We start from the raw sequence: 20,671 nt of genomic DNA, 5'->3' as shown, positions 1-20,671 counted from the left end.
GAACACAGAAGTTAAGCTTCTTAGCGCCAAGAGTAGTTGGGGGTCGCCCCCTGCGAGGGTAGGACGTTGCCATGCTATTAAAAATAAAACAATAAAATTTTACGACCGTTGCTGAATATAAAAAAAGGTGTTGTCACAAAGTGACAACACCTTTTTTTATAGTTTTATTTCTCATTACAAAGGAAACACGGTTCCTAAAATCACTAAATCCGTAGGCATTACGTTTAATAATTTTCAATTTATTGTTAGTCCCTTCCTTCAAGTAGGCTATTAGAATAAGGATAGTTAATAGCGTTTTTCACATAGTCTTCATGTTAAATTAAAATGAGTAAACAATTTTTTTAAAAAATTGAATTCAAGTTTTATTAAATGCATGCATAAGTGCATTGTAAATGTGAAATTGATCGTAAACAACTATGGCGTTCGGGAATAACAAAGTTCTCGTAAACTTGGGATACGTATAGTTTATATAAGTAACGATTACTTTAACGTTTTCGCGTGCTTCTAAAATGAACCGGATAAAATACTTAGTCACTTGATAGATTGTTCTAGCAAAAATAGCAGATACTATAGAGCATTTTTTGTTACACTATTACTTAATAATGGATATAAAATTTTTCACATATTAGAAAGACGTTAAATGATAAAACAAGTAGTAAATGATGAGATATAAGTAAAAATTTGATTTGACTATTGATATATATACATTGTATAATGTGTAATGCATTAAAATACATATACTAGATTTATATCGGAGGAAGTCCATGAAAAATAAAGATACGGCCTTTTTTGGTCATCCTAGAGGATTATCAACACTATTTTTTACAGAAATGTGGGAGCGATTCAGTTATTACGGAATGCGAGCAATTCTTTTATACTATATGATTTCAGAAGTGGATGGGCTTGGTTATAATCAAGCTACAGCCATGTCAATTATGTCCATTTATGGATCATTAATTTATTTATCAGGTGTCATTGGAGGTTTCGTTAGTGATCGCCTTTGGGGTAGTAGAAAAACAGTGTTTATTGGTGGAATACTAATAATGCTAGGACATATTGTTCTTGCAACACCCTTTAAATCAGTTGCTTTATTCATATCTATCGCGTTAATCGTATTGGGAACAGGGTTGTTAAAACCTAATGTTTCTGAAATGGTTGGTGGATTATACAATAGTAAGGATCCAAGACGTGATTCTGGTTTCAGTATCTTTGTATCTGGGATTAATATTGGTGCTTTGATTGCACCGTTGCTAGTTGGATGGGTTGGTCAAGAATATAATTACCACGTTGGATTCTCATTAGCAGCTATTGGGATGTTTTTCGGCTTAGTTCAATATTACTTTGACGGAAGAAAATATTTAACAAAAGATAGTTTATATCCTAATGACCCTATTCAACCTAACGAATTATCAACTATTCTTAAAAAATCTTCAATCGGTGTTATAGCTTTAGCTTTAATTTTAGTTATCATGTTCCTATTTAAATCATTAAATATTACGAATGTCATTCTTTTAATCACAATTCTTGCAGTTATCATCCCTGTCTATTACTTTACAATGATGTTAACAAGTAAGAAAACAACAAAAATTGAACGATCAAGACTTACAGCGTATATTCCGTTATTTATTGCCAGTATCTTATTCTGGTCAATTGAAGAACAAGGTTCAGTTGTTTTAGCAATGTTTGCGTCAACTAGAACGCAGTTAAGTGCTTTTGGGTTCACTTTCCCAGCTAGTTTCTTTCAAAGTATGAATCCGTTATTCATATTAATCTATGTTCCAATATTTGCTTGGTTATGGGTTAAATTAGGATCGAAACAACCTAGTTCTCCAGCTAAATTTTCAATTGGTCTAGTATTTGCTGGAGCATCTTTCCTTTGGATGATGCTCCCTGGTGTTCTTTTTGGAACAGATACTAAAGTTGGCCCATTATGGTTAGTTGCAAGTTGGATGATGGTTATGCTTGGTGAAGTTTTGGTTTCTCCAGTTGGCTTATCAATTACTACTAAACTTGCACCAAAAAGTTTTCAATCTCAAATGATGAGTGTTTGGTTCTTGAGTGATGCTGTTGCTCAAGCATTGAATTCACAAATTGTTCGGTTATACACACCCGCTACTGAATCAATGTACTTTGCTGTAGTTGGTGGAATTACTGTTGCCTTTGGTATTATGTTGAGTTTCTTTATTCCAAGAATTCATAAATTAATGGAAGGCGTTAATTAAATAGATTTTTAATGAAAGATATGTTAATTTTAATTAACATATCTTTTTTTGGAGGGAAACATGACAATTATTGCAACTAGTAGTGATAATCACTTTGATATTAATAAAGTTGATGTGGATATAATTATTGATGAACAAGTAAATTATCTATTAGCGAAAAATATTGAGTATTATCTTATTACAGGAGATTTATTTAATGATTTTAATAAAACGATTGATTATATTATTAGACTGAAAAGAAAGTTAAATAATAAAATTGTTGTCTTATTTATTGCAGGTAACCATGACATGGTTAAAAATATAACATTTGATGAGCTAGAAAGTGTAGTGAATGATTCTTATCTCCATAATCAATATTTGGATATCTCCGGCACTGAATGGCGTATTATAGGTAATAATGGATGGTACGATTACAGTTACTCAAAACAGCTAAAACGGTCTGATAAAGAAATGCTACATTGGAAAACAAACTATTGGATCGATCGTAAAATTGTTCAACCAATGCCAGATGTCGAGAGATTTAAATTAAGTTTAAGACAAACTGAAAAATTATTGAGTGATGCGAAACAATTAAATAAAAAAATAATATTTATGACTCATTTTGTACCTAATGAATTGTATATTAAAATTAATAATGATAATCGTTTCTGGAACGTTGCAAACGGCATGTTAGGTAGTCAAAAGATGGGAGATCTGTTAGAATACTATAAAGTAGAAAAAGTTTTATTTGGGCACCTCCATATCAAACATGATCCTATTCAAATTAATGAAACGACGTATTATACGAAGCCAGTGGGATATGGGCGGAAAAAATATAACGAATGGACGAAAAATACGTTCTTCGATGAGTGGAAATTTACGTTACAAATAATTAATTTAAAATAATTGAAAAAAAAGCTTGATTTTTAATCCATTTATTTGTATGATAGTTAAGTCGGATAAAGCTGATATGGAAGAGTAGCGAAGAGGCTAAACGCGGCGGACTGTAAATCCGCTCCTTCGGGTTCGGTGGTTCGAATCCACTCTCTTCCACCATTATTTTATAATATTGGGTTATAGCCAAGCGGTAAGGCAACAGGTTTTGATCCTGTCATGCGATGGTTCGAATCCATCTAACCCAACTAGCTAAAAGCAGATACTTAGGTATCTGCTTTTTTGTTTTATTTGTTATTTTATTTTTTTTTGCGGTATGATGGAGATAGTAATTAAATATAATAATTGAAATGAGGAAACTATGAAAATTGGATTTATTGGAGCTGGTAATATGGCTCGAGCAATTATTGAAGGTTTAGTAGAAGCAGAATTTATCGCGCCAAAAGAAATTTTGGTACACAGTGCAAGAGAGTCCAGCTATGTACCTTATGCTGAAGCTAATGGCTTTACAGCGTTAGGTAGCAATGCTCAGGTGGTTAGTGAGGCTGACGTTGTTTTTCTTGCTGTTAAACCAATTGTCTTAGGTATGGTTTTAGCAGAAATTAAAGAGTCAGTGAAGGAATACAAACCTATGCTAATTTCTATTGTATCAGGTGTTTCAATCTCTGAAATTGAATTAGAATTAGATAATCATTCAGTTGGTATTTTAAGAACAATGCCAAATGTTAACGCAACGGTTTCCGAAAGTATGACTGCGTTAGTCGGTAATGATATTTTGACAGATAAACAAATGAAACAAGGTACTGATTTATTTGATACTATTGGTGAAACGATGGAGATTGCTGAACGCGATTTTAGCACGTTTGTTGCTCTTGCTGGTAGCTCACCAGCATTTATTTACTTATTTATTGATACGCTTGCACGTGCAGGCGTTAAATATGGCTTACCAAAAGATAAAGCAACTAAGATTGCTGCTCAAGCTGTACTAGGCAGTGCAAAAAAGGTCTTAGCTACTGATGAAGTGCCATGGAAATTAATTGATGAGGTTTCATCTCCGGGTGGCACAACTATTGCTGGATTGCTTGCAATGGAAGAGGCTGGATTTATGAATTCTATTATTAAAGCAGTTGATGCAACTGTGGCTAAAGACAAAAACTAAATTTGATATGACCTTGTTTTTTTGGTCTATACCGATTATACTAAGTTTATAAATTGAAGGGATGGCGGATAAGATGAGTATTGTTTTAAAACATGCAGTTATCTACACGGGTTCAGAAAAAATTGAAGATGCATATATTCGATTTGATAAACAAATTAGTGCAATGGGGCCAATGAGCGAATACAAAGCTTTAGCCTCTGATGAGGTTAGAGATGTAGAAGGGAAAATTATTGTTCCTGGATTTATTGACGTTCACAGCCATGGTGGATATAGTTTTGATGCTATGGATGGTGATTCTAAACAAATTAATGAAATGGTTACCGATATGATTCACGAAGGTGTTACGACTTATTTCGCAACGACAATGACCCAATCACATGAAAATATTGCTAATGCTATGGTTGGTATCAAAAAAGCCGCTGAAGTGAACCCTGTTATTCAAGGAATTCATCTTGAAGGACCATTTATTTCTCCTGTTTTTAAAGGCGCACAGCCTGAAAAATATATTGAGGCACCTGATACAAAGTTATTTGATAAATGGAATGAATTATCAGGACATATGATCAAATTAGTGACTTATGCACCGGAACATAAAACGTCACCTGAATTTGAAGAGTATTGTATCAAGAATGGTATCGTACCTTCAGTGGGCCATAGTAACGCTACTCGCGAAGAAATGAAACATTCTCGAGCAAGTCATGTCACTCATTTATACAATGCACAACGCGAATTTAAGCATCGTGAACCAGGTGTAACTGGACATGCATTTTTAGAGGATAATATTTATACAGAAATTATTGCTGATGGTTTTCATATTGTGCCAGATATGATTAAACTAGCCTATGATTTAAAAGGACCTAAACGTATTGAATTAATTACTGACTCGATGCGTGCTAAAGGAATGCCTGAAGGCTTAAGCGAACTTGGCGGGCAAAAAGTTATTGTTAAAGACAAACAAGCAAGATTAGAATCTGGTAATTTAGCAGGCTCTGTTTTACAATATCAAGATGCATTTAAAAATATTATGAAATTTACTGGTTGTGGTATCGAAGAAGCTGTATTGATGAGTTCTGTCAATCAAGCTAGGGAATTCAATTTAACATCAAAAGGTGCTATTGAAATCGGAAAAGATGCTGATATGAACTTATTTGATGCTAACATGCAACTAGAAAGCACATATAGCTTTGGACGTAAATTTTAATAAAAGGTTAGGAAGGTAATTGTTAATGGGATCTCCCATATATATTCAAATTCATAATGAAATGAAAAAAACAATTGAATCTGGTGAATGGGAAGTTGGCAATCGTATTCCGGCTGAACGTGAACTTGCTGTTGTATTTGGTGTCAGCAGAATGACGCTTAGACAGGCAATTCAAACCTTGGTAGATGAAGGTATTCTAGAACGTCATGTTGGTGATGGAACCTACGTTGCTCGTAAGAAGGTTCAAGAAAAGATGTCAGGTGTGACTAGTTTTACTGACCTAATGGCTGAACAGGGAAAAGTGGCTTCAAGTAAGACGATCACTTATCATGTTACAACGCCTTCATTAAGTGAAATTGAAAAGTTACAATTGATCGATGGCGAACTAGTCTTACGAATGGAACGAATTCGTTATGCTGATGGTTTACCGATTTGTTTTGAAGTTGCTACGGTTCCTAATAAATTAGTTGAGGGTTATAGTAAAACTGAAATTACGAGCTCTTTATATCGAACATTGGAAGAAAAAGCCAATTTAACATTGGGAGGGGCACAACAGACAGTGTCTGCTATGTCAGCTGCTGAAAGCATAGCGGATTATCTATCAATCAAGCGTGGTGAAGCGATTTTGAGGCTTCGTCAAGTTAGCTTTTTGAAAAATGGTGAACCTTTTGAATATGTTCGGACACAATATGTAGGGAATCGCTTTGAATTTTATCTAGAAAAATAAAGTTTAAGAAATTATTAATTGCTCTCTTTCAACCATATCAATGGATGAGATAGAGTAATTTTTTTTTTGAGAAATCTGTTCGATTGACATCAATTTGAGATAACGCTATATTATTTAAGAGCAAAAAATAAATTATCTGAAGGGGTTTTAAGATATGTATTTATTAGTTAATATTTTCGGTGTTGCCATTTTTATTTTAGTTGCATTTGCGTTTTCCAAGAAAAAGAGAGAAGTCAATTGGAAATCAATCGCAATTATGGTCGTTATTAATTTATTTTTAGCTTGGTTCTTAACAAAATTCTCATTAGGACGTGATCTTGTAGAAGGCGCGGCTAATGGGTTTAATTGGCTAATGCAGGCCGCATATCAAGGTATTCAATTTATGGTACCCGCTATGCCTAAAGTAACTGATATGGGATTTTTCATGAGTGTTCTATTACCAGTTATTATGATTGTGCCATTGTTTGATATTTTAACGTACATTGGCGTTCTTCCATTTATTATTAAGTGGATTGGCCGTGGGTTATCAAAAATTACAGGCCAACCAAAATTTGAATCATTTTTCTCAGTAGAAATGATGTTTTTGGGAAATACTGAAGCATTAGCTGTTTCAAGCCTTCAGTTGAAACTAATGAAATCAGAACGGAACTTAACTTTGGCAATGATGTCAATGAGCTGTGTGACGGCTTCAATCATTGGTGCTTATACAACAATGATGCCAGGTCAATATATCTTAACAGCTGTTCCAATTAATATTATTAATGCTATTATTATAACAAGTATTTTAAATCCAGTTGAAGTAACAGAAGAAGAAGATACTATTGCTGAAATGACAGGTAGTAACTCAAATGATTTAGAAACTTCTGAATCAGATAATAAAAGAGAACCCTTTTTCGCTTTCTTGGGTGATTCAATTTTGGGTGCTGGTAAGTTAGTCTTGATTATTGCAGCAAATGTTATTGCTTTCGTTGCTTTAGCAGCCTTGATTGATAATATTCTTGGATTAGTTAATCCAAATTTATCACTTGAAAATATTTTAGGTATTATTATGTTCCCATTTGCTTGGTTAATGGGATTCAATCCTTCAGATGCTTTCGAATTAGCACGTTACATGGGTACAAAATTAGTAACAAATGAATTTGTTGTTATGGGACAAGTATCAAGTACGATTAACTCATTTGCACCTCATTACAAAGCTGTTTTAACTGTTTTTGTTACATCGTTTGCAAACTTTTCAACAATTGGAATGATTATTGGTTGTTTCAAAGGAATTGTGGATAAAGAAAAAAATGATGTTATCGCAAGAAACGTTGGTTACATGCTATTATCTGGTATTCTAGTTTCATTATTATCAGCGGGTATGGTTGGCGTTTTCGTTTGGTAATATAACAATATGTAAAAAAGAACTAAGAAATTTTTAATTTCTTAGTTCTTTTTTTTATGTCCTCTAAATTTTTCTTTGTATATTAGTAATAAGTAACGTGGAATAGCTAGCATTCGAATAAAACGAGTCGGTTCTTGGAATAAACGATAAAGCCACTCAATATGATGATTTTGCCAAAATTGTGGCGCACGATTCACAGTACCCGCTAGAACGTCGAAACTACCACCAACACCCATCCAGATACTATCAGACACTTGGCGATTACGCTGAATAAATTCCTCCTGATTTGGAAAACCTGTTGCAACAAAAACAAAATCAGGCTGAGATATTTTAATGTTACTTACAATATCCTGATCATTTTTGAAATAACCATTATGAAATCCGACTAAATTAATGTTTGGATAATCAGACTTAATCGTTTTGGCAACTTTTTGGATGACCGTTTCGGCTGCACCAACTAGGTATATTGATTTTTGATGACTATTAGCCCATTTAAGCAGGCTCATTAAAGTATCATAGCCAGTGATTCGTTCGGGCATTGGAGTCCCTAAAATTGCTGCGCCTTTGATAATACCAATACCATCTGGTGTAACGTAGTCAGCTTGGTTAAGAATCTTTTTATAATCTGGGTGTTGTCGTGCAAATAGAACAATTTCTGGGTTGGCTGTCACGATAAATCGATTTAGATGAGCTATCGAATCAGTCGCTATCTGAGTTAAAAAAGCGTCATTAGTTGTATTAATAAATTCGATATCTAATATTTTTGTTTTTTTAAATTTATTTGGCATAATATGTCCTCACTTTTTAAACTTTGTCTCATTATAACAGAAGATAAATTTAAAATAAGTATTGAATATGACGGATTACGGAAAAAATGGTAAAATGTAGATTATAATTTGTGTGCTGGAAAAAATTCTAGTAGTGCATTCATTTTAAAGGAGAAACATCATGGTAAAAAATTACCCAGATGATAGCTATACGTTACATACGGACGTTTATCAGATTAATATGATCCAAACTTACTGGGAAAAAAATATTCATAATCAAAATGCTGTATTTGAAGTTTTCTTCAGAAATTTACCATTTTCTAATGGCTATGCGATTTTTGCAGGCTTAGAACGAGCTATTAATTATATTCAAAATTTAAAATTTTCAGAGACAGACATTGCGTATTTAAGAGAAGTGGCAGGATATCCAGATGATTTTCTTGCCTATTTAAAAGATTTTCATTTTCGTGGCACAATCAGGTCAGCTGTTGAAGGGGAAGTTGTTTTTAACGGCGAACCCATTGTCCAAATAGAAGGTCCTTTAGCAGACTGTCAATTAGTAGAAACGGCATTACTTAACATCATTAATTATCAAACATTGATTGCAACAAAATCAGCTCGTATCAAAGCTGTAGCCGGAGATGATGGTGTGTTAGAATTTGGTACAAGACGAGCACAAGAATTTGATGCAGCTATTTGGGGAACACGTGCAGCTTATATTGGTGGATTTGATGCAACTAGTAATGTCCGAGCAGGTAAAATATTTGGTATTCCTATCAGTGGAACGCATGCGCATTCATTAGTTCAAGCATACAGAGATGACTATGATGCTTTTATGGCTTACGGAACAACGCATCGTGATTGTGTCTTTTTAGTTGATACATACGATACGTTAAAAAGTGGTGTGCCAAGTGCAATTAAAGTTGCTAAAGAGTTAGGTGATAAGATTAATTTTGCCGGCGTACGAATTGATAGTGGGGATATGGCTTACATTTCGAAACGCGTTCGTGAACAATTAGATGAAGCTGGATTTACAGAAGCTAAAATTTATGCCTCAAATGACTTAGATGAAAAAACAATTACTAATTTAAAAATGCAAGGAGCTAAAATTGACGTCTGGGGCGTTGGAACTAAACTAATAACTGCCTATGATCAACCCGCCTTAGGTGCAGTTTATAAATTAGTAGCCATTGAAGGTGGCGATGGTAAAATGGTTGATACAATTAAACTCAGTAATAATGCAGAAAAAGTATCAACACCAGGTAAGAAACAAGTATGGCGTATTACTAATAAAGTTGATGGTAAAACTGAAGGAGATTACATTGCACTATCGGATGAGGAACCTCAGAAACAAGACTCACTTTATATGTTCCATCAGCAGTATACCTATATTAATAAGTTGGTAACTAACTATAATGCACGACCAATTTTACAAGATATATTTGTTGAAGGTGAACTGGTTTATAATCAGCCAGAATTGGATGCTATTAGAGAGTATTCAAGAATTCAGTTAGATGGGTTATGGGAAGAATATAAACGTGAATTAAATCCACAAGATTACCCTGTCGATTTATCACAAAAAGCTTATGATAATAAGATGGCTATCATCCAAAAAATTAGAAATAATATGAATAATATTAAATAAGGGGTGTTAATCTTGACTGACTTACAAAAGAAAATTATTGAAACTTTGAAAGTGAAATCAAGTGTAAATATTGCAGAAGAAATTCGTATGAGTATTGATTTTATGAAAGCTTATTTATTGAAACATCCATTTTTAAAATCTTTAGTTTTAGGAATTTCTGGTGGACAAGATTCAACACTTGCTGGGTATTTAGCACAACAGGCTATTCGTGAGTTACGTGAAGAAACCGGTGATAGCAATTATCAATTTATTGCAGTTCGACTACCATACGGCAATCAATCCGATGAATCTGATGCATTAGATGCTATAAAATTTATGCAGGCAGATCAAGTGGTTCGTGTAGACATTAAAGGTGCTACCGATGAAATGGTAATAAGCTTAATGGCAAACAATCTTGAAATTTCTGATTTTAATAAAGGTAATATCAAAGCTCGTCAGCGCATGATTGCTCAATATGGGATTGCCGGGGCAAAGTCAGGTGCGGTTGTGGGAACTGACCATGCTGCAGAAGCAATTACTGGATTTTATACTAAATATGGTGACGGAGGTGCTGATATTACACCACTTTGGCGTTTGAATAAGCGCCAAGGTAGAGAGATGTTAGCTTCGTTAAATGCGCCGGAACATCTGTATTTAAAAGTACCAACAGCCGATTTGGAAGAAGACCGTCCAGCGCTACCTGATGAAGTTGCCTTAGGAGTTACTTACGATAATATTGATGATTATCTTGAAGGAAAGGTAGTTTCAAAAGAAATTAGTGATAAAATTGAAAATTGGTATTTAAAGACAGAACACAAACGACATCTGCCAATTACTGTTTATGATTCTTTTTGGAAGTAAATAGTTGCGTAAGCTGTTTCATTTCAGTTATAATTAAAGAAATCATAGGGGAGTAACTGGCGGTTATCCGCGGCAATGTCACCAACAAGAAAGTTCTTTTTCTGGTATTGCCTTAAATAGTGAGACTTATGTATGTTTAAAGTTCTGCAACATACATAGGTCTTTTTTTGTATTTTGTGAAACTATTATAAGGAGGATTACTATGACAAAAAGGATTTACGCACAATCAGTTGACGAAGTTTTAGCAGGCCAAAAGACAGATTTGGCAGGGTTAACAACCCAAGAGGTTAAAGAAAGAACAGACAAGTATGGATTGAATCAGTTGTCAGAAGGTAAACGTAAAACAATATTACAAAAATTCTTTGATCAGTTTAAAGATTTCATGATAATCGTTTTAATTGTGGCTGCGTTAATTGCGGCATCATCAGGTGAAGTTGTGGACGCAATTATCATCATGTTAGTTGTTGTTTTAAACGCTGTATTCGGTGTTTTTCAAGAATCTAAGGCTGAAGAGGCAATTAATGCGTTAAAAGAAATGTCGACACCTAACGCAAATGTAAAACGAAATGGGCAAATTGAAACTGTAAAAAGTGAAAATTTAGTACCTGGAGATATTGTTTTACTTGAAGCAGGGGATGTTATTCCAGCAGATTTACGTTTAACACAGATTGCTTCTCTTAAAATTGAAGAATCTGCTTTAACTGGTGAATCAGTACCTGTTGATAAAAGTTTAAATTTATTAAATGATGAAGATGCTGGTATTGGCGATCGCCATAATATGGCGTTTATGAATAGTAATGTAACTTATGGGCGTGGTGAAGGAATCGTTGTTGGAACAGGGATGAACACTGAAGTTGGACGTATTGCAGGAATGCTCAATTCTGCCGATGAAATGAAAACACCACTACAAGATAATCTTAACCAATTAGGTAAAACATTAACTATTTTAATATTAATTATTGCTGTTATTGTTTTCTTCGTTGGTCTACAAAATGGAGATAATAGTGTCATTGATATGTTGTTAATTGCGATTTCATTAGCTGTAGCTGCAATTCCAGAAGGATTACCAGCTATTGTTACAATTATTTTAGCACTTGGAACACAAAAGATGGCAAAAAGAAATGCGATTGTTAGAAAATTACCAGCAGTTGAAACACTTGGTAGTACTGACATTATTGCATCAGATAAGACGGGTACATTAACGTTAAATCAAATGACTGTTGAAAAAATATTTATAAATAATGAGTTATTAGATGCCGATAAGGTGGAAACAAATTTAGAAAGTCCACTATACCAGGTGATGTCTTTCAGTAATGACACAAAACAAACATCTGAGGGCAATTTAATTGGTGACCCAACAGAGACGGCTCTAATTCAATATCATTTAGATCATGGATTAGATGTGGATGCATTATTAAGCAGTGAACCTCGAGTTGCTGAAGTTCCATTTGATTCAGAACGTAAATTGATGTCAACAATTCAAAAAAATGAGGATAAATCTTTTTTTGTTGCTGTTAAGGGTGCTCCCGATCAACTATTAAAACGGGTAACACGTTATATTGAAAATGGCGAAATTAAACCGATAACTGATGCACAGCTAGATTATATTATGACTAATAATCATGATATGGCAACGCAAGCATTACGCGTGTTAGCATTCGCGTATCGTGAAATGCCTGCAATTCCAGCGGTATTAGATTCAGAAACTGTGGAAAATGATTTGATTTTTGCTGGATTAGTTGGAATGATTGATCCAGAGCGACCAGAAGCTGCTGCTGCAGTTAGCGAAGCTAAGAAAGCCGGGATCCGTCCTTTGATGATTACAGGCGATCATCGCGATACTGCCGAAGCTATTGCAGTTCGATTAGGAATTGTTGAAGCTGGACAACATGAAGCAATTATTTCTGGTTCTGAATTAGATGATTTATCAGACTCAGAATTTGAAAATAAGGTTGAACAATATTCTGTATATGCAAGGGTATCGCCTGAACATAAAGTGCGAATTGTTAAAGCATGGCAGAAAAAGAATCAAGTGGTTGCTATGACTGGTGATGGTGTGAACGATGCGCCAGCTTTGAAATCGGCTGATATTGGAATTGGGATGGGTATTACAGGAACTGAAGTATCTAAAGGTGCTTCAGATATGGTTCTCGCTGATGATAATTTTGCGACAATTGTTTTTGCTGTTAAGGAAGGACGAAAAGTCTTTTCTAATATTCAAAAATCAATTCAATATTTACTTTCTGCAAACTTAGGTGAAGTATTAACCTTGTTTGTTATGACAATGATGGGTTGGAGTATTTTGGCACCAGTCCATATTTTGTGGATTAACTTGGTAACAGATACATTTCCCGCAATTGCACTTGGTGTAGAACCTGCTGAAAAAGGATTGATGGATCAAAAACCACGTGGACGTAAATCAAACTTCTTCTCTGGTGGTGTGATGCCAAGTATTATTTATCAAGGTATCTTAGAAGGGGCTATAACATTATTTGTTTATTGGTTGGCTTTAACGTATCCTGTTCATATGGGTGATAAATTAATTCATGCAGATGCTTTAACAATGGCTTTTGCAACATTAGGATTAATTCAGTTATTCCATGCATTCAATGTTAAATCAATCCATGGGTCAATCTTCAACCGTAATATCTTTAAAAATGTGACGTTTAATTGGTCAATTTTGGCATCATTTGCGTTGCTCGCAGCAACTATTTTAATCCCCGGATTAAATAAAATGTTCCATGTTAGCCATTTAGATATGTATCAATGGGGTATTGTTTTAGCGGGATCATTCTCAATTATTGTGATTGTTGAAATTGTGAAGCTTGGCCAACGATTATTCAGAAAAAATAAATAAAAGGAAGTTTATATCTTGAAAAAAAGAGTTAATGTAAATTATTATATCAATGCGTTAAATGATGTTGCGCAAGCAACTGAAGAAATGGGTAATTCTTTAAATGATCATTACGAAGTAATGGAAAAAGCCATTACTGCAGGTGACTTTTCTATTGTTTCAGATGATGAATTCACAACTACTAAAGAAAAATTTGTTGAAGGTACAGCAAGTTACCAAGAAAATTTAAGCAAATTAGATGATTTACAAGTACCCATTCCTGTTTTGGGAAAACATAAAAAATTAATTAGTGGTTATCGTACTTTTGTTGAAGGTTGCGATGAGATGACAAGTAGTATTAATGTTGAGAAACATCTTGTCGAGGTTGATGCATTTAAAGCTTCAGAAGAAAAACAAGATAAAGGAATGACGCAAACAACTGATATGATGCAACGTATCATGCAACAAATTTTAGGTTAAATTTAATTAAAGAGATTGATATTAGGAATGGTTGTACTGACGCCTATTATTAGTCTCTTTTTTATGAACAAAAAATATTCGAATTGAGGTCGTTATCATGGAAAAAAACATTATGCCGTTAGTATTAAAAGAGCTAAATCAGTATCGAGAAAAACAAATTAACGCAGTTTTAGGGATGCTTGATGAAGGAAATACTGTTCCATTTATTGCACGATATCGAAAAGAAAGAACAGATAGTTTAGACGAAGTTCAAATTCGTGAAATTGAGACAACTTATAAACATGTTGAGAGTTTAGAAAAACGTAAAGCAGAAGTTATCCACATAATTGAAGAACAAGGTAATTTAACAGAAGCTTTAAAAAATAAAATTAGTTTAGCAAAAAAATTGCAACAGATTGAAGATTATTATTTACCTTTTAAACAAAAACGTCGTACTAAGGCCACTATTGCCAAAGAGGCTGGATTAGAACCATTTGCCAAATGGTTGTTGACATTCCCCCAAACAGCAGCTGAAATTAATCAGAAAGCAAGCACATTTATTAATGTTGATGCTGAAATTTTAACTGAAGAAGACGTTTTTGCTGGGGTACATGAAATTTTAGCTGAAGCATTTGGTGAAAGTGCCGAATATCGTGAGTGGATTCGTAAAGTAACTCAAAAAGATAGTTTGTTTGAAGCAAAAGTTAAAGCTGAAGAAAAAGACGAAAAAGGTATTTATCGTGATTACTATGAGTTTAGTGAATCTTTAAAATCAGTCGTTCCGCATCGTGTACTGGCAATTAATCGTGGTGAAAAAGAGGGAATCTTAAAAGCTTCCGTTGTTGTACCAGAACAAGCAATTATGACATTTATGCATTTTAGAATTATTGGGAAAAATAGTGGTGACGCTGTACCAATCATTGAAAATGCGTATCAAGATAGTTATAAACGCTTTATTAAACCATCAATTGAGCGTGAAATTCGTAAAGGTATGACAGAGGTTGCTGAAGAACAAGCTATTAATGTGTTTGGGGATAACTTATACCATTTACTTATGCAAGCACCATTAAAAGGGAAAGTTGTTTTAGGTTTTGATCCAGCCTATCGAACAGGCTGTAAGTTAGCCATCGTGGATGGTACAGGTAAATTCTTAGACAAATTGGTAATTTATCCACATAAACCTGCAAATGGTGAAAAACGTGCCGCAGCTGCTGGACAATTTAAACAGTTCCTTGAAAAATACCAAGTTGAAATGATTGCAATTGGAAATGGAACAGCAAGTCGAGAATCTGAACAATTTGTTTCAGATATTTTAAAAGAAATCGAACGGCCAATTTTTTATGTCATTGTAAATGAGGCTGGGGCATCGGTTTATTCAGCTAGTCAAGCAGCTCGTGATGAATTCCCAGAACTTCACGTTGAAGAACGCTCTGCTATTAGTATCGGCCGTAGATTGCAAGATCCTTTGGCTGAATTAATTAAGATTGATCCTAAATCTGTTGGAGTCGGTCAGTATCAACATGATGTTGCTGAAAAAAAATTGGATGCACAGTTAGATGTCGTGATTGAAGATGCTGTGAATAAAGTTGGGGTTAATTTAAATACAGCTAGTTCAGAGCTATTAACAAAAATTTCTGGATTAAATTTAACAATTGCTAAAAATGTTGTTACTTATCGTGACGAAAATGGTAAATTTACGAAGCGTCAACAACTTAAGAAAGTACCACGCTTAGGACCAAAAGCTTATGAACAAGCAATTGGATTTTTACGTATTGTTTCTGGGGATAACATTTTAGATAATACTGATATTCATCCTGAAAGTTATCCACTAACAAAGATTTTGTTGAAAGAATTGGGGATAAAAATAACTAATTTGGGTAAAACTGAGACAAATGACCAATTAGCACAGACAAATGCTGAAAATTTGGCACAAGTTGTGGGTAGTGGTGTGGAAACAGTAGCAGATATTCTAGCTAGTTTACAAAAACCAGGCCGTGATTTACGTGACGATATGCCGGCACCGTTACTACGACACGATGTGTTAACAATTGAGGACTTAGAACCCGGCATGTCATTACAAGGAACCGTTCGGAACGTAATTGATTTTGGTGCGTTTGTAGATATTGGTGTTAAACAAGATGGACTTGTCCACATTTCACAATTAACAGATAAGTTCGTTAAGAAACCAAGTGAAGTGGTTGCGGTTGGGGACATAGTTACAGTGTGGGTAATGGAAGTTGATTTGAAACGTAATCGCGTTCAGTTAACAATGAAACGACCAACGGATAAATAAGATGACTGATTTTGAATTAACAGCTTTAGTTCAAAACTTATCCACAACTTTTTTTAAGCAGCCATTTATCCACAAAGCAACATTTAATAAAAGACTACGAACGACGGGTGGACGGTATCGATTAAATGACCATAATATTGAAATTAATCCTAAAATGCTGACGGAACATGGTGAGGATATTTTAATAGGTGTTATCAAGCATGAATTATGTCATTATCATCTGCATATTGCTAAAAAGGGTTATCAACATCGTGATCATGATTTCAAACAGCTACTGACAATTGTAGGTGGTAGCCGGTTTGCCCCTCTTGGTCCAAAACAGGCTAAAAAGAAAAGAGTTATTCACTATCAATGCTCTAATTGTGGACAACAGTATCAACGACAAAGAAAAATTAACCTGTCACGCTACGTTTGCTCGAAGTGTCGAAGTAAGTTAATTTTAATGGAATACTAATTTATTTTAAATGGGACTTGTAACAAGGAACAATTTTTGCTACAATTATGATTGTTCTTGCGAGTATGGCGGAATTGGCAGACGCGTCAGACTAAGGATCTGGTGGGATAATATCCCGTGATGGTTCGAATCCATTTACTCGCATAATAGTTTTACTTAAAAGCACTCGACCTTGTTACTATGGGGTTTAGTGCTTTTTTTAATGAAAGATTGCCATACTGGCGTATTATGAAATTAAAGAATTATTAAGCGTTAATTATTTTGGTGTCTTAATTTTGCGATTATTGATAAAATAGAATGAATTAAACTTAACGACTGGGAGAATGGGTAAATTGAATAATTATGTCAAAATAAAAAATATGGCACATTTTGTGCCGGAACGAATTGTGACAAATAATGAATTAGCTAAATTTATGCCAACCTCGGATGAATGGATAGTGGCGCATACTGGGATTAAAACACGACACTATGCAATTGATGAAAATACATCAGATTTGAGTACAAAAGTAGCAAATGAACTTTTACTTAAATCTGGGTATGAAGCCACAGATATTGATTTAATTATTATTTCCACAATTTCGCCAGACGCCTTAACACCATCGACAGCTGCGATTGTTCAAGGAAATATTGGCGCAATGAACGCCTTTGCTTTCGATATTAGCGCTGCTTGTGCGGGATTTATATTTGCTATGAGTACCGCAGAAAAGTTTTTACGTACAGGGCAATACAAACGGGCAATTGTGATTAGTGCAGAAGTTAACTCAAAAATGATGGATTTTAAGGATCGAACAAGCGCTGTATTTTTTGGAGACGGTGCAGGTGGTGCTCTTCTTGAAGCCTCAAATAATTCAGCGGATGAAAGCTTTATTGCTGAAAAAATAGAAACAAATGGGCAAAAAAAGGATGTTATTCATAGTGGACGTATTGAACCATTAAGTGATGTTAATGAAGATAATTATCCAACAATAGATGCATTTTTCCAAGAGGGACGAGATGTGTTTGAATTTGCTACAACAGTTGTGCCTAATCAGATGAAACAATTACTTAAAGATAATAAGTTAAAAACAAGTGATATTGATTTGGTTGTTTGCCATCAAGCAAATTTAAGAATTATTGAAACAATTGCTGATGAGTTAGGGATGCCAATTGAAAAATTTGCAACAAGTGTTATTCATCACGGAAATACATCTTCAGCCGGGATTCCAATGGCCCTAAATGAAGCAATTCAACAAGGGTTTACGGGTGGTACAGTTTTATTAACTGGATTTGGAGCTGGCTTAGCATATGGAAGTTTACTAATAAAAATTTAAGGTGTGTGCAAATTAATGAAATTTAATGAAATTAATCAATTATTAGATAAAATTGCGACAATGCCATTTTCTCATGTTGAAATTGAAGATGGTGACTTTAAAGTAGTTGTAGATCAAGAAAAAACAGCCGAAAAAATAAAAGTAGCAACAAATATACAAGAAGATGATAGTGACACCATTTTTATCGTTAAAAGCCCACTTGTTGGGTTAGTTCATTTTGATAAAATGGGAACAATTGGGACTAAAATTATTAAAAAGCAGGTTATTGCTCAAATTGAAAGTATGAAATTATACAATGATATCCAATCGCCAGTGACAGGTATCGTACTTGAACAACTAGTAGATGATGGTGAATTAGTCGAATTTGATCAAGAGTTACTTAAAATTAGAATAGATGGATAGGTGAGTCATTTGTTTCGAAAAATTTTAATAGCGAATCGTGGAGAAGTGGCTGAACGAATTATTCGCGCTTGCCAAAAATTAAATATACAAACGGTCGCTATTTATTCAACAGTGGATGCACAAAGTCGATTTGTTGAACTTGCTGATGAAAAAATTTGCATTGGGCCAGCCTTAGCAAAAGATTCTTATTTAAATCGAGAGAGTATATTGATGGCAGCATTAAGTTTAAATGTTGATGCAATTCATCCAGGATACGGGTTTCTATCAGAAGATGCGCATTTTGCACAAATGTGTATGGAATGTGGTATTACTTTTATTGGTCCGGAAGCGGAATTAATCCAGCAACTAGCAGATAAAGATAAATCTCGTTTGTTAGCAATTGAGAAAGGGGTACCCGTTATTCCTGGATCTGATTTAATTACTTCTAACGAAGAATTGATTGAGCAAGCAAATAAAATTGGATTCCCACTATTAATTAAAGCTTCACATGGCGGAGGCGGCAAGGGTATCAGAGCAGTTGAAAGGAAATCTGATTTGTTATCTGGCGCTGAGATTGTTCAGCAAGAAGCAAAGGCTTCTTTTGCTGAGGGAAGTTTTTATCTTGAAAAAAAATTGATAAACGCGCGGCATATAGAAGTGCAAATTATCGGTGATGGGCACCATGTTCAAGTGTTAGGAAATCGGGATTGTAGCTTGCAAAATCACCGACAAAAAGTGATTGAAGAAAGCCCATCAGTTGTCTTAACTAGTGAGCAACAAAGCCAACTCTACTATTTTACGCGTCAGTTAATCAAAAATTTACATTACGTTGGATTAGGAACTGTAGAATTTTTATTTGCGAATAATCAATTTTATTTTTTAGAAATGAATACACGATTGCAAGTCGAACATGGTGTTACTGAAGAAACTGTTAAAATGGATGTTGTTCAACAACAGTTGTTAGTTGCTGAAGGTAAAGAAGTATTGAATAATGATGTAGAAATGAATGGACATGCAATCGAATGTCGATTATCCTTAATTCCAAGTGTGAAAACTAAAATTACATGTTTTGATTTTCCTAAAGATATTCGAATTGAAACGGGTTATGGTGTCGGTGACACCATCTCTGCTTTCTATGACGGACTATTAGCAAAAATTATTTGTCATGCTGAAACGAGAGAATTAGCTATTTTAAAAATGCAAAAATCACTTGAATCAATTTATATTTCAGGAATTGAAACTAATTTAACGCAATTAAAAATAATTATAAAATCACAAGAATTTATTGAAAATACCATTTCAATTGATAGCAAAATTTAAAGGCGGTGGCGGTAATGAGTCATTATCCAAAGACAAATCAATGGCAAAAGTGCCGAAATTGTGGGACGCATTTACATGAAAGTGAATGGGCACCTTATTTTATTTGTCCTAAATGCCAAACTTATAAACGCTTGACTGCTATGGAGAGAATTGCTATTTTAACAGATGAAAACGGTTTTGAGGTAATAAATGTAGCAAATAAAACAGAAAATAAAGCACAATTTCCAGGTTACTCAGAAAAACTGGAACGTGCTAAGCGTTCAACGACATCTGATGAAGCCGTTATTGTCGGTGAAGGTAGCATTGATCAACAACCATTGATTTTAGCAGTAATGGATAGTTTTTTTATGATGGGATCATTGAATACGACGGCAGGGACTAGAATTAAGTTAGGGATGCAAGTCGCATTAGATAAACGACTGCCATTTGTAATCGTTACTGCTTCTGGTGGTGCAAGAATGCAAGAGGGAATTTATTCGTTATTACAAATGAATTCGATTCTTTACATGAAACAAAAACTAGATAATGCAGGGTTATTAGTCATGTCCCTATTGACGGATCCAACAATGGGTGGTGTCAGTGCTAGCTTTGCACTAAATAACGATATTGTATTAGCTGAAAAACAAGCTAAAATTGGCTTTGCTGGTGAAAGAGTGATTAAACAGACGACAAATGAAAAGCTACCTGCTAATTTTCAAACAGCAGAAGGTTTATATGAAAATGGATTTGTTGATCAGGTTATTGATCGGAAAAACATAAAACAGATTCTTAGTCAGCTACTACTATTACACGTGTGAGGGGAT

The 20,671-nt window shown here is 34.4% G+C and carries 19 protein-coding genes and 3 tRNA genes; 19 read left to right on the top strand and 3 right to left on the bottom strand.

Annotated features, from left to right (window positions below; genetic code table 11):
- Positions 1-133: 133 nt before the first annotated feature.
- Both AC1RPJ_RS07070 and AC1RPJ_RS07065 read right to left on the bottom strand, forming a co-directional pair.
- Positions 134-238, bottom strand: a complete 105-nt coding sequence (locus AC1RPJ_RS07070) for a hypothetical protein (RefSeq protein ID WP_481762193.1) — start codon at positions 236-238, stop codon at positions 134-136.
- Positions 239-355: 117 nt separating this feature from the next.
- On the bottom strand, positions 356-571 hold the full coding sequence (locus tag AC1RPJ_RS07065; RefSeq protein ID WP_481761913.1) for a transposase: 216 nt from the start codon (positions 569-571) through the stop codon (positions 356-358).
- Positions 572-764: 193 nt separating this feature from the next.
- Here AC1RPJ_RS07065 and AC1RPJ_RS07060 point away from each other — a divergent pair, with 193 nt between their 5' ends.
- From AC1RPJ_RS07060 to AC1RPJ_RS07025, 8 genes are all read left to right on the top strand, one after another.
- Positions 765-2,222 carry a peptide MFS transporter gene (locus AC1RPJ_RS07060; RefSeq protein WP_481761865.1) on the top strand — a complete coding sequence of 486 codons (1,458 nt, stop codon included), beginning with the start codon at positions 765-767 and terminating at the stop codon, positions 2,220-2,222.
- Between the two features lie 60 nt (positions 2,223-2,282).
- Positions 2,283-3,107 (top strand): metallophosphoesterase, encoded by an 825-nt coding sequence (locus AC1RPJ_RS07055; protein ID WP_481761866.1) that lies wholly within the window; start codon positions 2,283-2,285, stop codon positions 3,105-3,107.
- A 66-nt stretch (positions 3,108-3,173) separates the two neighbouring features.
- Positions 3,174-3,257: transfer RNA gene (locus AC1RPJ_RS07050), tRNA-Tyr, on the top strand.
- A gap of 14 nt (positions 3,258-3,271) precedes the next feature.
- Positions 3,272-3,343, top strand: a tRNA-Gln gene (locus AC1RPJ_RS07045).
- A gap of 113 nt (positions 3,344-3,456) precedes the next feature.
- Positions 3,457-4,254 carry a pyrroline-5-carboxylate reductase gene (proC, locus tag AC1RPJ_RS07040; protein ID WP_481761867.1) on the top strand — a complete coding sequence of 266 codons (798 nt, stop codon included), beginning with the start codon at positions 3,457-3,459 and terminating at the stop codon, positions 4,252-4,254.
- A 73-nt stretch (positions 4,255-4,327) separates the two neighbouring features.
- A complete protein-coding gene (nagA, locus tag AC1RPJ_RS07035) occupies positions 4,328-5,455 on the top strand; it encodes an N-acetylglucosamine-6-phosphate deacetylase (protein WP_481761914.1) in 1,128 nt (375 codons plus the stop codon).
- Positions 5,456-5,480: 25 nt separating this feature from the next.
- The gene (locus AC1RPJ_RS07030; RefSeq protein ID WP_481761868.1) at positions 5,481-6,182 is read left to right on the top strand and encodes a GntR family transcriptional regulator; all 702 of its coding nucleotides are present in this window, start codon (positions 5,481-5,483) and stop codon (positions 6,180-6,182) included.
- Positions 6,183-6,336: 154 nt separating this feature from the next.
- Positions 6,337-7,566, top strand: coding sequence for a NupC/NupG family nucleoside CNT transporter (locus AC1RPJ_RS07025; protein ID WP_481761869.1), 1,230 nt, complete (start codon positions 6,337-6,339; stop codon positions 7,564-7,566).
- 41 nt (positions 7,567-7,607) lie between these two features.
- Here the strand turns inward: AC1RPJ_RS07025 and AC1RPJ_RS07020 are convergent, their stop codons facing one another.
- Complete coding sequence (locus AC1RPJ_RS07020) at positions 7,608-8,354, bottom strand: WecB/TagA/CpsF family glycosyltransferase (RefSeq protein WP_481761870.1); 747 nt, start codon at positions 8,352-8,354, stop codon at positions 7,608-7,610.
- Between the two features lie 160 nt (positions 8,355-8,514).
- On the opposite strand from AC1RPJ_RS07020, the gene AC1RPJ_RS07015 reads away from it, so the two are divergent.
- From AC1RPJ_RS07015 to AC1RPJ_RS06965, 11 genes are all read left to right on the top strand, one after another.
- Positions 8,515-9,978, top strand: a complete 1,464-nt coding sequence (locus AC1RPJ_RS07015; RefSeq protein WP_481761871.1) for a nicotinate phosphoribosyltransferase — start codon at positions 8,515-8,517, stop codon at positions 9,976-9,978.
- A gap of 12 nt (positions 9,979-9,990) precedes the next feature.
- Positions 9,991-10,818 (top strand): ammonia-dependent NAD(+) synthetase, encoded by an 828-nt coding sequence (gene nadE, locus AC1RPJ_RS07010; RefSeq protein WP_481761872.1) that lies wholly within the window; start codon positions 9,991-9,993, stop codon positions 10,816-10,818.
- A 202-nt stretch (positions 10,819-11,020) separates the two neighbouring features.
- Positions 11,021-13,675: a cation-translocating P-type ATPase gene (locus AC1RPJ_RS07005; RefSeq protein WP_481761873.1), complete on the top strand. Its 2,655-nt coding sequence runs from the start codon at positions 11,021-11,023 to the stop codon at positions 13,673-13,675.
- Between the two features lie 15 nt (positions 13,676-13,690).
- Entirely contained in the window at positions 13,691-14,131 is a 441-nt protein-coding gene (locus tag AC1RPJ_RS07000) for a hypothetical protein (RefSeq protein WP_481761874.1), read from the top strand.
- A 97-nt stretch (positions 14,132-14,228) separates the two neighbouring features.
- Complete coding sequence (locus AC1RPJ_RS06995) at positions 14,229-16,403, top strand: Tex family protein (RefSeq protein WP_481761875.1); 2,175 nt, start codon at positions 14,229-14,231, stop codon at positions 16,401-16,403.
- Position 16,404: 1 nt separating this feature from the next.
- A complete protein-coding gene (locus AC1RPJ_RS06990) occupies positions 16,405-16,857 on the top strand; it encodes a SprT family protein (protein ID WP_481761876.1) in 453 nt (150 codons plus the stop codon).
- Between the two features lie 59 nt (positions 16,858-16,916).
- Positions 16,917-17,001: transfer RNA gene (locus tag AC1RPJ_RS06985), tRNA-Leu, on the top strand.
- A 179-nt stretch (positions 17,002-17,180) separates the two neighbouring features.
- Positions 17,181-18,167 carry a beta-ketoacyl-ACP synthase III gene (locus AC1RPJ_RS06980; RefSeq protein ID WP_481761877.1) on the top strand — a complete coding sequence of 329 codons (987 nt, stop codon included), beginning with the start codon at positions 17,181-17,183 and terminating at the stop codon, positions 18,165-18,167.
- A 15-nt stretch (positions 18,168-18,182) separates the two neighbouring features.
- Positions 18,183-18,569, top strand: a complete 387-nt coding sequence (locus AC1RPJ_RS06975; RefSeq protein ID WP_481761878.1) for an acetyl-CoA carboxylase biotin carboxyl carrier protein — start codon at positions 18,183-18,185, stop codon at positions 18,567-18,569.
- Between the two features lie 9 nt (positions 18,570-18,578).
- Positions 18,579-19,868: an acetyl-CoA carboxylase biotin carboxylase subunit gene (locus AC1RPJ_RS06970; RefSeq protein ID WP_481761879.1), complete on the top strand. Its 1,290-nt coding sequence runs from the start codon at positions 18,579-18,581 to the stop codon at positions 19,866-19,868.
- A 14-nt stretch (positions 19,869-19,882) separates the two neighbouring features.
- Positions 19,883-20,665, top strand: a complete 783-nt coding sequence (locus AC1RPJ_RS06965) for an acetyl-CoA carboxylase carboxyltransferase subunit beta (protein ID WP_481761880.1) — start codon at positions 19,883-19,885, stop codon at positions 20,663-20,665.
- Positions 20,666-20,671: the final 6 nt, after the last annotated feature.

It is taken from the genome of Dellaglioa sp. CoH-57-MRSF-17 (assembly GCF_056782015.1).
The sequence above is the reverse complement of the archived record's forward strand: the minus strand, read 5'-3'. Positions and strand labels throughout refer to the sequence as shown.